14 protein-coding genes are annotated in these 14259 nt (G+C 72.4%); 2 read left to right on the top strand and 12 right to left on the bottom strand.

What is annotated here, in order from left to right:
* Positions 1 to 235 precede the first annotated feature (235 nt).
* The 10 genes from nudC to H1226_RS24035 form a co-directional block, all read right to left on the bottom strand.
* Positions 236 to 1165: an NAD(+) diphosphatase gene (gene nudC / locus H1226_RS23990; RefSeq protein ID WP_258342880.1), complete on the bottom strand. Its 930-nt coding sequence runs from the start codon at positions 1163 to 1165 to the stop codon at positions 236 to 238.
* A complete protein-coding gene (locus tag H1226_RS23995) occupies positions 1162 to 2529 on the bottom strand; it encodes a M16 family metallopeptidase (RefSeq protein WP_224955982.1) in 1368 nt (455 codons plus the stop codon). The genes nudC and H1226_RS23995 overlap by 4 nt, the downstream gene beginning before the upstream one ends.
* Positions 2526 to 3842 (bottom strand): M16 family metallopeptidase, encoded by a 1317-nt coding sequence (locus H1226_RS24000; RefSeq protein WP_224955983.1) that lies wholly within the window; start codon positions 3840 to 3842, stop codon positions 2526 to 2528. Before H1226_RS24000 ends, H1226_RS23995 begins: the two co-directional genes overlap by 4 nt.
* Before the next feature lie 214 nt (positions 3843 to 4056).
* On the bottom strand, positions 4057 to 4878 hold the full coding sequence (locus tag H1226_RS24005; protein WP_258342883.1) for an ESX secretion-associated protein EspG: 822 nt from the start codon (positions 4876 to 4878) through the stop codon (positions 4057 to 4059).
* Positions 4879 to 4965: 87 nt separating this feature from the next.
* Entirely contained in the window at positions 4966 to 6357 is a 1392-nt protein-coding gene (locus H1226_RS24010; RefSeq protein WP_258342885.1) for a PPE domain-containing protein, read from the bottom strand.
* A gap of 12 nt (positions 6358 to 6369) precedes the next feature.
* Positions 6370 to 6813, bottom strand: coding sequence for a DUF3558 domain-containing protein (locus tag H1226_RS24015; protein ID WP_258342887.1), 444 nt, complete (start codon positions 6811 to 6813; stop codon positions 6370 to 6372).
* An 89-nt stretch (positions 6814 to 6902) separates the two neighbouring features.
* Positions 6903 to 7316 carry a hypothetical protein gene (locus H1226_RS24020; protein ID WP_258342889.1) on the bottom strand — a complete coding sequence of 138 codons (414 nt, stop codon included), beginning with the start codon at positions 7314 to 7316 and terminating at the stop codon, positions 6903 to 6905.
* A gap of 157 nt (positions 7317 to 7473) precedes the next feature.
* Positions 7474 to 7965, bottom strand: a complete 492-nt coding sequence (locus tag H1226_RS24025; RefSeq protein WP_258342892.1) for a DUF3558 domain-containing protein — start codon at positions 7963 to 7965, stop codon at positions 7474 to 7476.
* A 47-nt stretch (positions 7966 to 8012) separates the two neighbouring features.
* Positions 8013 to 8423 (bottom strand): hypothetical protein, encoded by a 411-nt coding sequence (locus tag H1226_RS24030; RefSeq protein WP_258342894.1) that lies wholly within the window; start codon positions 8421 to 8423, stop codon positions 8013 to 8015.
* A gap of 50 nt (positions 8424 to 8473) precedes the next feature.
* Entirely contained in the window at positions 8474 to 10171 is a 1698-nt protein-coding gene (locus tag H1226_RS24035; protein WP_258342896.1) for a DUF2207 domain-containing protein, read from the bottom strand.
* Positions 10172 to 10587: 416 nt separating this feature from the next.
* On the opposite strand from H1226_RS24035, the gene H1226_RS24040 reads away from it, so the two are divergent.
* Positions 10588 to 11850: a neutral zinc metallopeptidase gene (locus H1226_RS24040; protein WP_258342897.1), complete on the top strand. Its 1263-nt coding sequence runs from the start codon at positions 10588 to 10590 to the stop codon at positions 11848 to 11850.
* A gap of 240 nt (positions 11851 to 12090) precedes the next feature.
* Here the strand turns inward: H1226_RS24040 and H1226_RS24045 are convergent, their stop codons facing one another.
* Complete coding sequence (locus H1226_RS24045) at positions 12091 to 12513, bottom strand: hypothetical protein (protein WP_258342899.1); 423 nt, start codon at positions 12511 to 12513, stop codon at positions 12091 to 12093.
* Between the two features lie 67 nt (positions 12514 to 12580).
* Complete coding sequence (locus H1226_RS24050) at positions 12581 to 13639, bottom strand: potassium channel family protein (RefSeq protein ID WP_258349493.1); 1059 nt, start codon at positions 13637 to 13639, stop codon at positions 12581 to 12583.
* Positions 13640 to 13862: 223 nt separating this feature from the next.
* Here H1226_RS24050 and H1226_RS24055 point away from each other — a divergent pair, with 223 nt between their 5' ends.
* Positions 13863 to 14234, top strand: coding sequence for a DoxX family protein (locus tag H1226_RS24055; RefSeq protein WP_224955990.1), 372 nt, complete (start codon positions 13863 to 13865; stop codon positions 14232 to 14234).
* Positions 14235 to 14259 lie beyond the last annotated feature (25 nt).

The raw sequence follows: 14259 nt of genomic DNA on the forward strand, positions 1-14259 counted from the left end.
CGACGCGCGCGGCCCGCTCGGAAGCTCTCCGAAGGAGACGGCCACCTGGAGCGGAGGCCGCGGCACGTTCCAGCGCGTCACGCCGGCCGCGTCGTGGAGCAGGGCACCGGCGGGCGAGGACCGGTCCGAGCCGCGGCGCGGAATGCACGGCGCCTGGTACCGGCGGGCCGGCCGTCCCCGGCCCCGTGCTCGCCGCCGAGCACGGGCGGGGAACCGCCGGACCGCAGGCACGGGCCTAGGCCCAGAACGCCCAGCCCTTCAGCATCCGGTGCGCGATGGACACGCTCGGCGGCAGCCGCAGGCCGGGGATGATGCCGTCCTCGGTGCGCATCGCGGCCTGCACGTCGGCGCGGGACACCCAGCGGGCCTCCTCGATCTCGCCGTCCGCGGGCCGCAGCGGCTCGGTCGGGTCGGCGATCGCGGCGAAGCCCAGCATCAGCGAGCGGGGGAACGGCCACGGCTGGCTGCCGAGGTAGCGCACCTCGGTGGCCAGCACGCCGACCTCCTCCTGGACCTCGCGCCGCACGCAGGCCTCCAGGGACTCGCCGACCTCGACGAACCCGGCCAGCACCGAGAACCGCTCCGGCGGCCACACCGGCTGCCGCGCCAGCAGCACCTGGTCGGCGCCGTCGTGGACCAGGCAGATCACGGCCGGGTCGGTGCGCGGGTACTCCTCGCGGTCGCAACCGGAGCAGCGCCGCGCCCAACCCACCTTCACCCGGTTCGTGGCCGCGCCGCACACCGCGCAGTAGCGGGAGTGGTCGTGCCAGTTCAGCAGCCCGACGGCCGTGGTGAGCAGGCCCGCGTCGGTGTCGTCGAGCTGGGCGCCCGCGACCCGCAGGTCCTGCCAGCCCTCCTGCGCCCCGTCGCGCTCGGTGCGCAGCGCCCAGTAGGTGGTGCCGTCCTGCGCGCCGAGCAGCACCGCGCGCGGCGTGGGCTGCTCGCCGAACACCGCGGCGTCCTCGTAGACGAGCCGCCCGTCCGGTGCGATCTGGGCGCGTCCCTTGCCGTCGACCAGCAGCACCCTGCCCGCGGTCCACTGCTCGGCGGCCGGGCCGTCCCGCAGCAGCTCGGTGCGGTCCACAGTGGAGCGGGACAGCAGCGGCGCCGAGTCCAGCCGGAAGCCCGGGCCGTCGGAGACGGCGGCCGCGCACGCCTCGGTCACGGCAGCACCACCCCGCCCAGCGCCCGCAGCTGGTCGCCGATCTTCGCCGCGTCCCCGACCACCACGCCGGTGAACGAGGTCGGCGCGTACAGCTGCGCCGCCTCCGCGACCTGCTCCGCGGTGACCTCGCGCAGCCGGTCCGGGTGCGCGCTCAGCCAGCGGTGGTCCAGCCCGCAGGCGGCCAGCGTCGACAGCATCGACGCCAGGCCCGACTGGGAGGACGTCGAGGTCAGCAGGCCGCCGATGGCGTACTGCCGGGCCGATTCGACCTCGGCCGCCGTCGGCGGGACCAGCGCGAGGCGGCCGAACTCGTAGCGCATCTCCAGCAGCGCGGCCGCGGTGACCTCGCTGGCGGTGTCGGCGTCCACCAGGATCGTGCCGTTGCCACGGGTGAACTCGAACGACGAGTGCGCACCGTAGGTGTAGCCCTTGTCCTCGCGGATGTTCTCCACCAGCCGCGAGGAGAAGTAGCCGCCGAAGCTGAGGTTCGCGATCTGCAGCGCCGGGTAGCGCTCGTCGGTGCGGTGCAGGCCCTGCGCGGACATCCGCAGCTGCGACTGCACCGCGCCGTCCCGGTGCACCAGCCGCACGTCGCCGCCCTGCAGCCGCGGCAGCGCGGGGAGCTCGGCGGCGGTGCCCGCCGCGTCCCACGGCGCGAGGATCCGCGTCACCTCGTCCACCACGGTGTCCGGATCGATGTCGCCGACCAGCACCAGGGTGGCGCCGCGGGGCAGCACCGCGCGGGCGTGCAGCTCGCGCACGTCCTCCGGGCCGACCTGGCCGACGTCGGCGGCCTGCGGCACCTCGCGGACGAACGGGTGGTCGCCGTAGCGGTGCCGCTGCAGCTCCTCGCGGGCGATGACGCGCGGCTGCGAGCGGGCCACCGCGAGCCGCTCCACCAGCCGGTCCCGCTCCCCCGCGACCTCGTCGGCCGCGTAGGCGGCGCCGGTGAGCGCGTCGCCCAGCACCTCCAGCAGCGTGCCCAGCCCGCTGGACAGGGCGCTGCCGACGAAGCTGAGCCGCTCCGGGTCGACCACGGCGTGCAGTTCGCCGCCGACGGCCGCCAGGTCGGTGTCCACCTGGACCCGGTCCCGGGCGGCGGTACCGGTCAGCACCGTCTCGGCCAGCACCTCGGCGCGCGCCGGGTGCATCGGGTCCTCGCCCGCGAACGGGATGCGCAGCCTGGCCTCGACCATCGGCACCACGCCGTGCCGGGCGGCGATCAGCCGCAGCCCGTTCGGCAGCTCGGTGTCGACCACGTCGGGGGTGCGCAGCGCGCGCGGCTCGCCCAGCGGCGGCAGCGGACGCGGGCCCGCCTCGGTGCGGCCGATCTCCTCGGCGCTGCGGTGGGTGGCCTGGGTCATGCCGCACCTCCTGCGGAGTTCGAGTCGGGCTGCACGCGCAGGGTGGCGCGCGCGTCCGGGGTGAGGGCCTTCGCGGCGGCGGCGACCTCGTCGGCACCGACCTCGGCGATGCGCCGCGGCAGCTCCGAGATCAGCTCGGCGCGGCCGTGGATCAGCTCGGCGCTGCCCAGGTCGAGGGTGCGGGAGATGACCCGGTCGTGTTCGCGGTGCAGCGAAGCGGCCCAGCGGGACGTCACCCGGGACAGCTCCTCCGCCGTCGGACCGCTCGCGGCGATCGACTCCAGCTCGGCGTCCACCGCGGCCACGACCCGCTCCGCGTCCACCTCGGGCGTGTGGATCGCGGTGAGGGTGAAGGTGTCCGGGTCGCGGGCGTCCAGCGGCGCGCCCATCAGGCCGCAGCCCGCGTGCACGTCCACCACCAGCGGCTCCCGGTACACCATGCGCTGCTGCAAGCGGGACGCGTCGCCGTCGGTGAGCACCGCGGCCAGCACGATGTTCGCCAGGTACTGGTCCAGCTCCCCGACCGGGTCCGGCAGCCGGTGGCCCAGCGCGATCGCGGGCAGCGGCGCGTGCGGATCGGTGTGCACGCCGGTGAGCTGCTCGGTCGGGAACGGTTCGGCGAACGACGGGCGGGACCGCACCTCGCGGGCCGGGACGTCGCCGAAGTGCCGGTGCACCAGCTCCGTCGCGTGGTCCACGTCGAAGTCACCGGCGATGGTGAGCACCGCGTTCGCCGGCGCGTAGAAGGTGTCGAAGAACGCGGCGCAGTCGTCGACCGTCGCCTGCTCGAGGTCGGTGAAGTCGCCGTAGCCGTTGTGCGCGTTGGCGAAGGTGGAGTACAGCACCGGCGGCAGCAGGATCCACGGGAACCCGCCGTAGGGGCGGTTGAGGACGTTGAGCCGGATCTCCTCCTTCACCACGTCGACCTGGTTGCGCAGGTTCTCCTCGGTGAGCTTCGGCGCCCGCATCCGGTCGGCTTCCAGGAACAGCGCCCGCTCCAGGGCCGCCGACGGCAGCACCTGGAAGTAGTCGGTGTAGTCCTGGTGCGTCGAACCGTTGAACGTGCCGCCGGAGCCTTGCACGTGGCGGAAGTGCGCCAGTTTCTCCAGGCTCTCGCTGCCCTGGAACATGAGGTGCTCGAACAGGTGCGCGAAGCCGGTGCGGCCTTCCGGTTCGGAGCGGAAGCCCACGTCATAGTGCACGCTGACGCCCACGACGGGGGCTTGACCGGAGGCGCCCTGCGCCGAGTCCGGCGCGAGCACCACGCGTAGCCCGTTCGGCAGGGTGACGCGATGCAGTGGGGGTTCGACCATGCCTCGCAGCCTACGTGCGCTGGGTGACGCGCCGCGTACCCCCTTCGCTGCGCTGCGTGCCCGGCCCCGCTCCGCGGGACGCGCGCCGGGAGGCGCACCCGGCACCACCGACGCCGCAGGCCACGGGACCGCCGCGCCCGGGTGCCCGCCGCCGCGTCCGCACCCGTCGACGAGCGCGGACGACCACGCGCGGTGAGCACCGCGGGCCCGTCGCTCAGCCGCGGACCTGGGCGACCAGGGCGTCCACTTCGCCGCCGATGGCGCGCGCGTCCGCCGGGAGGAGCGCCAGCACCTGCTCGCCCGAACTGCCGCGTTCCACCCGGTTCAGGTAGCGCCCGTCCGGTTCGAGGTTGTCGAACCAGGACACGACCTTCGACCGGTGCTTGCGACCGTTGCGGTCCCGGAAGTTCGCGGCGAGCTGGCCGATGCGGTGGTGCGGGGCCCCGCCGATGGCCTCGTACAGCCGCACCTGCCGGTCACCCGTGCTGCCGCGTTCCTCGGCGACCGAGCGCAGCATGCTCGACCGGTCGAAGTCCTCCTGCTGCGGCGGCACCAGCGAGGTCGCCGGCACCCGCACCGGGCCCTGACCGCCCGGCCGCGCCGGGGGCAGCGTGCCCAGCAGCACCTGCGGCAGCGGCACGTTCTCGTGCACCTCGACGGTGAGCAGCCCGCCCCGGTTCGGGTCCTCGCTCGGGGCCTGCACCCCGAGCACCACCCGGTTCCCCTCGGTGAACGCGGCCAGCGCCCGCCAGCAGTGGTCCGCGCCGACCTGCGGGAACCAGATCGAATCGACCCACAGGAACGGGGTCGCGAGCACCTTCAGCGCCGCCGCGAGCGGCGGTGCGATCTCGTCGGCCACCGCCACGCCGCTCGCGTGCATCCGTTCCAGTTCGGGTTTCGCGATGCGGGTGAACTGCTCGGCGGTGTACCCGGCCGACCTGCTGGTCAACGGCAGCGTCAACCGTTCGATCCCCAGGTACTTGAGCGCCACGTCCAGGTGCACCGGAGGCAACTGCCACGAGCCCAAAGCGGTCACTGCGTTCTCTCCCCTGTGAAGTGCAGATACCAAGCCGCCGACCCTTGGCGGTGGCCGACCGGCCCCCCGCGGCCGGTCGGCGTCGAATCACTCGCCCAGGACCGGCGGTGCGGTCTTGGGCATGTCGTTCATCCAGATGTCGTCGTGCTCCTCCAGCCACGACGGGCGCTCGTGCTCGGCGTCCTCGCCGCTCTGGCCGCGCTGACCGGCGCCACCCATGCCGCCGCCCATGCCACCGCGACCGGCACCCGCACCGCGCGCGCCACCGGCCGCACCCGCGCCCGCACCGGCACCCGTTCCGCCGACACCCGCGCGGCCACCCGCGCCGACGCCGCTCGTGCCCGCACCGCGACCGGCACCGCCCCCCGCACCGAGGCCACCCGCGCCGCGGCCCGCGCCACCGGCTCCGGCGCCGCCCGCGCCGAGGCCACCGATGGCACCGATGCCGCCACCTGCACCGGCACCACTGCCGCCGGAACCGAGACCACCCGTTCCACCGGGAACGCCACCGGCCCCGGGGCCGTACGCCGGCCCGGACCACTGGCTGCCGGACCCGGACGGCGAGCCCGGGTGGCTCCCGGCACCGCCGAAACCACCCGTTCCACCGGAGCCGTAGCCGCCGCCGGGCAGGCCGCCACCACCGGTACCGCCGCCGATACCACCACCACCGGTGCCGATACCACCACCGGTGCCGGGACCGACCCCGTTCGCGCCGGGACCGGTCCCCCAGTCCGTACCGGCCGGCTGCGTCGCCGCGGGCGGTTCCTTCGTCGAACCGTCCGGGCCGGTGTACTGCGGCATGTTCGAGTCGACCTGGGTGAGCGTCGGGCTGTAGACGCGGCCCATCGTCTCCTGCGCGGCCTTCTCCGCCTGCTCGCGCTCCTCCATCTGCCCGAGCGCGTCCAAGCCCGCACCCGCCGGACCGAACGGGATGGAGGCGGCGACACCGCGGCCGACGCTGTAGCCGTCCGGCTGGTCCACCATGTTCCGCGCCTGCCCGGCGGCCTCACCGGCGGCGTTCAAGTTGTTGCCGGTCACCTCGAAGGCGTCGGCGCTCGCCCGCATCCAGTCCGAGGCGGGCTTGCCGACCTCCTTGGCGGTGTTCGCGGCCTCGCCCTCCCAGCCGCCCTCGACGATGCGCTGCACGTCCGTCGCGTAGTTCTCGCCGCGACCGCGCAACTCCTTCGCGAACTCGATCCAGACCTGGGCGACTTCGCCGACCTTGCCCTGGTCGATCGAGTCCTGGTTCGTCGAGTAGATCTGCGCGTGGTCGAAGCCGCCCCAGTTGACGCACTGCGTGATCGCCGGCTTGTCGAAGCCCTGCACGTCCATCCCGGCGTTCTGCTGGGCGAGCTGCGCCTGCTGCTGCTGGGCGATCCGGTTCGCCTCTTCGCCGTGCTCCTTGCGCTCCTTCTCAGCCGAGCTCTCGTATCCGAAGACGCGCGAACCGGCGTTGTCGATCATGCTGATCAGGCCCATGATTCCCCCACATCATTCCGGAAGCCGCGACGCGGTCTGCTCGGCGATCTTCTCGATCTCCCCGCACGGGTCGGCGACGGAGTCGCGCATGTAGGCGGTGAGCTGGTAGAGAGCGACGCCGCCGCCAGCGGACACGACCGTAGTGCAGACGCCCTGCCCACCCCCGCCAGCCGGGATCACGCGAGCAGCTTCCCGACCGCCTACCTGGATTCGAGTGAATTCATCCCAAGAACCCGAGCTGAGACTGTCAATGGTCTCGTCGGCGTTTTTCTGCAAAGCAAGGCTCATGGGCTCACCATCCCACGAGCAGCCAGGCTGAAAGCTGACTAGCGTGAAGTCTTCGGCTTGAGTCGAGACGCCGAAAGATGTCAGCTCTTCAGGCTTGAAGAAGGTGCAGGGATCGAAATTCCCCAGACCAGCCCCCTCCGCCTCCGACGGCGCCCCGGATGGCTCCACTCCGCCACCTTGTCCGCCGAGGGCACACGAAGGCAACGTCACCAAGCAAAGTCCCGCAACAGTCGCGGTGAGCGTCCGGGAAATCTTATTCACTGCATACCTCGCCTGAGATCGTCGGCGTTCTGCTCGTCGGTGGCACGGTAATCGCGGGCCGCCCCGCGAAACGCGTCAGCCTGCTTTTGGAGTTCTTCCTGCAACTTGCGAACAAGTGCGAAGGCTCCCGCGTCAGGATCGGCCGCCTTGTCCTGAAAACGCTTTGCAAGTTGCTGACCATCTGGATAGTCGCCCAAACCTTTTACCAGACTCAGCGAATGAATCTTCTGGGTCAGCTGCTGCAGCGCCTCGATCTCCTCTTCCACCCGCTTGGCCGCGTCCTCGGCGACCTGGGGGTCGAGGGCGAGCTTGCCCGCGCTGACCTGCTGGTTGATCGACTGGGTCTGGGCGCCGATCGCCTTCAGACCTTCCTTCGCCGCGGCGAAGCCGCCCGCCTCTGCGCTTGTCATCCCCAGGCCCCTCTGGACTCCGATGATCTCCCCAGTGAACGGAAGACACTTTAGCGCGACGCCGCTCCGGTGGTCACCGGTTCGAGCGAACCGGATGGCAACCGATACACAGCCCGGCTCCCGGCAGCGCCGTCGTTCGTCCTCCACGAACCCCGGATCACGCAGGAAGCCGCGAGGCGGTCTGCTCGGCGATCTTCTCGATCTCCCCGCACGGGTCGGCGACGGAGTCGCGCATCATTGCTGTCAGCTGGTACAGCACGATTCCGCCACCTGTCGGCACGACCGTGACGCATCCGCCCTGATCGGTGAACCCCGGGGCGATCATGCGAGCCCCCTCGCGCCCCGCGATATCGATCCGCGTGTACTCGTCGTACGAACCGCCCTTTTCGAGACTTTCCACGGTCTCGTCCACGTTCTTTTGGAGGGCGAGGTCCATCTTATCGCCGTTCCACGCACAACCAGGCTGGAAACTCACCAACGTAAAGTCTTCCGCCTGCGTGGAGACTCCGTACGATGTCAGCTCTTCAGGTTTGAAGAAGGTGCACGGGTCGAAACTCTCCAACGCGGCACCCTTCGAAGCCGAAGGCGAGGCCGACTCCGATTCACCATCGCCTGAACCACCAAGAGCGCATCCGGAAAGACCGAGCATCAGAAGACTCGTAGCCAATACGAGCGAAGACCGGAAAACCCTGTTCACTACATACCTCGTCTGAGATCGTCGGCGTTCTGCTCATCAGTAGCCCGATAATCTCGGGCAGCAGCCCGAAACGCATCAGCCTGCTTCTGCAACTCATCTTGCAGATCTCGGATCAGCTGGATGGCTCCAGCTTGACTGTCCGTTGCCTTGTCTTCGAACCGCTTCGCCAGCTGCTGCCCATCCGGGTAGTCACCGAGCCCTTTGACTGTCGACAGCGACTGCGCCTTCCGCAGCAGATTTGCCAGCGCTTCCCGCTCCTCTTCCACCCGCTTGGCCGCGTCCTCGGCGACCTGGGGGTCGAGGGCGAGCTTGCCCGCGCTGACCTGCTGGTTGATCGACTGGGTCTGGGCGCCGATCGCCTTCAGACCTTCCTTCGCCGCGGCGAAGCCGCCCGCCTCTGCGCTTGTCATCCCCAGGCCCCTCTGGACTCCGATGATCTCCCCAGTGAATGACGAACACTTTAGCGCGACGCCGCTGCGGTGGTCACTGGTTCGGGCGAACCGGGCGACGGTCGGTGCGCGGCGGAGCAGGTGCACAGCCGGGCCGCGAACGCGGGCAGCGCCTCCCGCAGGTGCGCCAGGTCGGCGACCGCTCCCCGCTCGCGGTACCAGTGCGCGACTGGCGCGTCCGCGGCGTCGAGGTCCGCCCACGCGGCCAGCCACCGCTCGACCTCGCCGAGCACCAGCGCGTACGGCAGCGCGCGGAAGCACGCCGTTTCCCGATCGGCGGCGGGGAAGGCGGCCACCGGAACCGAACGCAGGTGGGCCCGCAGACCTCGCAGGCGCCCGGCCAGCACGGCGCCCCGCGCGGTGCGGGCGGGCAGCGAGCGGGCAGCGGTGGTCAGCACCAGCCCGCCGACCGCCACCGCGACGCCGATCAGCCCCAGCGGCCCGGTGAGCGCCAGCGGCACCGCGAGCAGCACCCCGGCGAGCGCGGTGCCGAGCCCGCCCCACCAGAACAGGTTCCGCGCCGCGTCGGGCCTGCGGGAGAACCAGCCCCGCGCGACGACCTCCGCGTAGAGCGCTTCCCGCACCGGAGCGAGGTCGCCGCGACCGAGCTCCCCGAGCACCACCTGATCGCGTTCACCCACCAGGAGGTCGTGGACGGCCCGCTCGTGATCGCGCAACGCGGCGTCCGGCGGGTTGCGGCGCACGATGCGCCAGTCCGCGGCCAGCTCCTCGATCCCCAGGTAGTTGCGCACCGCGAGGTCCACGACGGTGCCCGCGACGTCCACGAGCTCCGCCCGTTCGCCGAGCACGGTGCCGACGTGCCCGGGCAGCACCCCGTCCGGCGAGGTGAAGGTGGTCCCGGCTGCGGTCGTGGTCAGCACCTCGGCCGGCCCGGTCACCGCGGTGGCGGTGCGGGCGTCCCGGCGGCGCAGGTGCCGCAGCGTCCCGAGCGCACCGATCAGCAGCAGCCCGACCCCGGCCACGCCCGCGATGGCACCCGGGTGCGGCGAGAACGCGTGGGCCGGGTCGAAGCGCCGTTCGGCGACGGCGTTCGACGGCACCGCGCCGCCCGGGACCCGGATCGACAGCACGAGCCGGTCGCCCGGTGCGAGGCCGAACTGGAGGGCCTGCACCTGCTGGGCGCGGCCGATCTCGTACCGGTCGCAGCGCTCGTCGCCGCCGACCGGCCCGGCCAGGCAGGTGATGTCCTGCGGCACCTGCGGGGCGAGCAGCGAAGCCGAGATCCGGTCCACCGGCACGTCCCAGCCGCCGGAGAACTGCCAGCGGACCTCCTGCTCCGGCCCGTCGTCGGCGACGGCGCCGCGGACCGCGTACCGGAACGTCGCCTCGCCGGGCCGGAGGACCAGCCGCACCGCGTCCGGACCGACCTGCACGTCCCCGCCGTCGAGCCGCACGTCGGCGAGGGAGAACACCCGGTCGCTGCCGTCGGCGGCGGGCTGCCGCAGCGGGATGGTGCGGTGCACCGGATTCCCGGCGGGCACGGTGATCCGCTCGGTGACGGTGAGCGCGCCGTCGCGCTCCAGCTTGGCCCGCACGTCGGTGGCGGCGGTGCCGGGCAGCACGTTCACCGGTTGCGCGGCGGCGGCCGGAGCGGCGGTGAGCAGCGCCGCGGCCAGCACCGCGACCGCGGCGAGCAGCGAGGTCGGCGAGGGTTTCCCACCCGGTCCCGAACGCGGTTCGCGAAACACGGCACGACCCTAGCTCCGCCTGGTTACCCTCGATCTCCGTCCGACCCGACGACCCGACGACCCGACGACCCGACGAGCCGACGACCCGACGAGCCGAGGAGCCGACCGATGACCGGAAGCGCCGGTTCCGACCCGGATCCCGGGACCGCCACCGCCCACCGGACGGCACGCACCGCTCAGTCCACATCGGACGGACCTGGCCGGTCCCGAGCACCCCTGCCGACCTGCGCGCCGGTCCTGGGCGGCGCCGCCGGACCAGCACAGGCGGATCCCGCGCACCCGGATCCGGGCAGGCCGGTGCGCGCCGCCGCTGCGCCGCCACCTGCTCCGATGTGGAGCGATCAGCGCACGGGACCCGGTCCCGGCACCGCTAAGCTCGGTCCGCTCCAGTCGTCGGCGAAGCCGGGAGATCGGTCATGACGCAGCCACAGCCCCCGTGGGGTGAGCGCCCGGTGGGTCCGCCCCCGGCCGCGCAACCGCTGCCCCCGACCGAGTCCGGCGGCGCGCCGGGACCGCACTACCTCCCGCCGCAGCTGCCGCCCCCGCCGCAACCCGACGGGCAGCAGTGGTCCCGCCAGCAGTGGAACGCGCCCCGCCCGGACGAGCAGCAGTGGGGCGGACCGCAGTGGACGGGACAGCAGCGGAACGGGCAGCAGTGGAACGGGGCCCCGCCCTGGCATCGCCCCGGCGGCCACCCGCCCGCGCCGCCGCCTCCGCCGCGCAAGTCCCCGTGGGCGCTGGTGCTGGCGCTGGTGATCACCGCGCTGTTCCTCGTCGGCGTGGGCACGATCAGCGTGAGCGCGCTCACCAAGCGGGACACCGCCGCCGACTACCCCGGCCCGGTGCGCGAGACCGGGGACGGCTCGGCGAACGCGACGACCTCCGCGGCGCCGACCTCCGAGGCGACCAGCTCGGCCCCCACCAGCTCCACCGAGCCGAGCACGTCGGCCTCCGTCGACTCGACCCCGGCCCGCTCGGTCGCGACCCTCGGCGACAACCCGATCAACATCAACGGCAACGGCGCGGTGAACACCCCCTGCCCGCTGCCGCAGTTCGCCACCGACACGGCTTCGCAGTCGGCGTTCTACGAGGCGGCGCTGCCCTGCCTGATGGAGATGTGGACCCCCGCGTTGGAGGAGGCGAACCTGCCGGTGCGGATGCCGGACGTGGTCACCACCGACAGCACCGTCACCAGCCCCTGCGGCACCCGCACCTGGGACCAGACCGCGATGTACTGCCCGGGCAACAACACGATCTACATGACGGCCCGTTACTACGCCGACAAGGAGGGCCGCACCGAGCCGGGCGTGTTCCTCGGCCAGTTCGCGCACGAGTTCGGGCACGCGGTGCAGAGCATGAGCGGCATCAACGAGGCCTACACCCAGGCCACGTACGAGGCGAACGGCACCAGCCCGGCGGGCTTGGAGCTGACGCGGCGCTCCGAGCTGCAGGCCACCTGCTTCGGCGGCATGGCGCTGGCGTCGTTCCAGAACGGCGGGATGGACAACGACATCATCTTCGCGGCGCTGGCGGACGCCCGCGGCCGCGGCGACGAGTACAACCCGCAGCCCGACCACGGCAGCGTCGCCACCAACACCGCCTGGGTGGACCAGGGCTTCTACAAGAACCGCGTCACCGAGTGCAACACCTGGCTAGCCGACCCGGACCAGGTGGACTGACGTCCTCCCACAACGCGCGCTGCTCAACTCTTCTTGTGCGGCGCTGGGGTGGCGGAACCTCAGCGGTCCCCTCGCTGCGGGATCGATTTCCCAAGTGGCTCCGCCACGAGGGAAATCGCTGTCCTCGCGAGGGAACCGCGCAGAACCCGCGGGTGGTCGGCCCGGGTGCGTGGTCGGCGGCTCAGCGGCTTCGCCGCTGACAGGAAACGGACACGACCCGCCGGGTTCAGGGACAGGCGATCAGCCGAGCGCTCGGGGTCGGGTGATGAGGAGGGCGTAGCCACCGCCCGCGATGGCGGCGAGGGTGCCGAGCACCCAGCTGGCCCGCGCGTGCAGCCCGCCGCCGTCGGCGCCCCCGCCGGGCCGGACGGCGCTGCCGTTCGCGGGGACCTGAACCTGCATGGTCTGGCCCTTGGTGTGCCCGCAGCCGTCCAGCCGCAGCTGCCGCGTCTCGCCGTCCACCCGCACTTCGACGAGGTCGCCTTCGGATTCCTCGCCGCACGGGGTGGATTCGAGCACGGTCGCGGTCGCCTGCTGCGCACCGCCGTCGGCCGAGCCGATGTTCGGCAGCCGCCACCAGGAGAACGCCACCACGACGATCCCGAGCAGGCCGAGCGCCACCAGGATCAGCGCCACCGATGCCGAACCGCCTCGTCGCCTCACACCGCAATGTTGCCAGAACTTCGGAAAAGGCCGTCACAGCCCGGCGTTCAGCGCCGGTGACCGGGTGTCACGGCTCGGCGGGGGTGACCTTCTTGACGTAGAGCAGCCGGTCGCCGTCCTCGATGGCGTCGGCTTCGGGGGCGTCCACCCGGAACAGCCGACCGTCGCGGACCACGCCGAGGACGATGTCGGGCAGGTGCCGGGGCGAGCCGCCGACCTCCTGGGCTTCGACTTCCCGCTCCGCTATGGCGAGGCCGACGTCGGGGGTGAGGAGGTCTTCGAACATCTCCACCACGGACGGCGTGGTGGTGGCCATGCCGAGCAGCCGGCCCGCGGTCTCGCTGGAGACGACGACGGAGTCGGCGCCGGATTGGCGCAGCAGGTGCACGTTCTCCGCTTCCCGCACCGCGGCGACCAGCTGGGCCTTCGGCGCGAGTTCCCGGGCGGTGAGGGTGACGAGGACGGCGGTGTCGTCGCGGGCGGGGGCGACCACGATGGCGCGCGCCCGGGTGGCTCCCGCGACGCGCAGCACGTCGGAGCGGGTGCCGGATCCGTTGACGGTGACGAGGCCCAGCGAGGACGCCGTTTCCAGCGCCGCGTGATCGGTGTCCACGACGACGATCCGCTGCGGGTCGGCGCCGTCGCCGAGCAGCGCGGTGACCGCGGAGCGGCCCTTCGTCCCGTACCCGATGACGACCACGTGGTCGCGCACCTTCGTCCTCCAGTGTTGGATCTTGAACGCTTGCCGGGATCGTTCGGTGAGCACTTCGAGCGTGGTGCCGACCAGCACGATCAGGAACAGCACCCGCAGCGGGGTGATGACGAGGACGTTGACCAGCCGGGCGAGCGGGCTGACCGGAGTGATGTCCCCGTAACCGGTGGTCGACAGCGACACCGTCGCGTAGTAGACCACGTCGAGCAGGCTCAGCTCGCCGCCCGCGGTGTCCCGGTAGCCGTCGCGGCCGACGTAGACGATGGCGACGGTGGCGGCGAGCGCGAGGGTGGCGCCGATGATGCGGCGCACGATGGACCGCACCGGGCTGATCGCGGCCTCCGGCATCCGGATCACGCCGACGAGCGTGTGGTCCGGGCGGTCGGTGAGCCGCTCGGTGATCGGGAGGCGCATCCGGCCGCTGATCAGGTGGCTGGCGCGGATGGGCCCGCCGCGCCTCACCACGGCGCCGCCTCGCGCCCGGTTTCGGCGTCTTCGCCCACGATTCCCCCGATTTCCGCTGGATCTGCTGCCGCCGAACATAACCCGCGGGGCAGGCGATCACCGCGAGACCTCCCGTGCGCCGCGTCACCCGGGCCATTGCCGACCGGCGGCGCATCGTGCAACGCTGCGACGCATGAGTTTCCCCCGTTCGGCGCAGCTGCTGTCCGGCGTGCTCGCCACCGCCGGCGTGCTGCACTTCGCGAAGCCGAAACCGTTCGACGGCATCGTGCCGCAGCAGCTGCCCGGATCCGCTCGCACCTGGACCTACCTGTCCGGGGTCGCGGAGCTCGGATGTGCCGCTGCGGTGGCGAATCCGCGGACGCGCCGGTGGGGCGGGCTTCTCACCGCCGGGCTGTTCGTCGCCGTGTTCCCGGCGAACGTGCAGATGGCGTGGGATTACCGGCGGAAACCGCTGCCGCAGCGGGCCATCGCCTACGGCAGGCTCCCGTTGCAACTACCGCTGATCGCCTGGGCCCTGCGAGTTCGCTCAACCGCAACGAAGTAGCCACCGGACGTAGTCCACGACGGGT

This window comes from Saccharopolyspora gregorii (genome assembly GCF_024734405.1).
Lineage (GTDB): Bacteria > Actinomycetota > Actinomycetes > Mycobacteriales > Pseudonocardiaceae > Saccharopolyspora_C > Saccharopolyspora_C gregorii.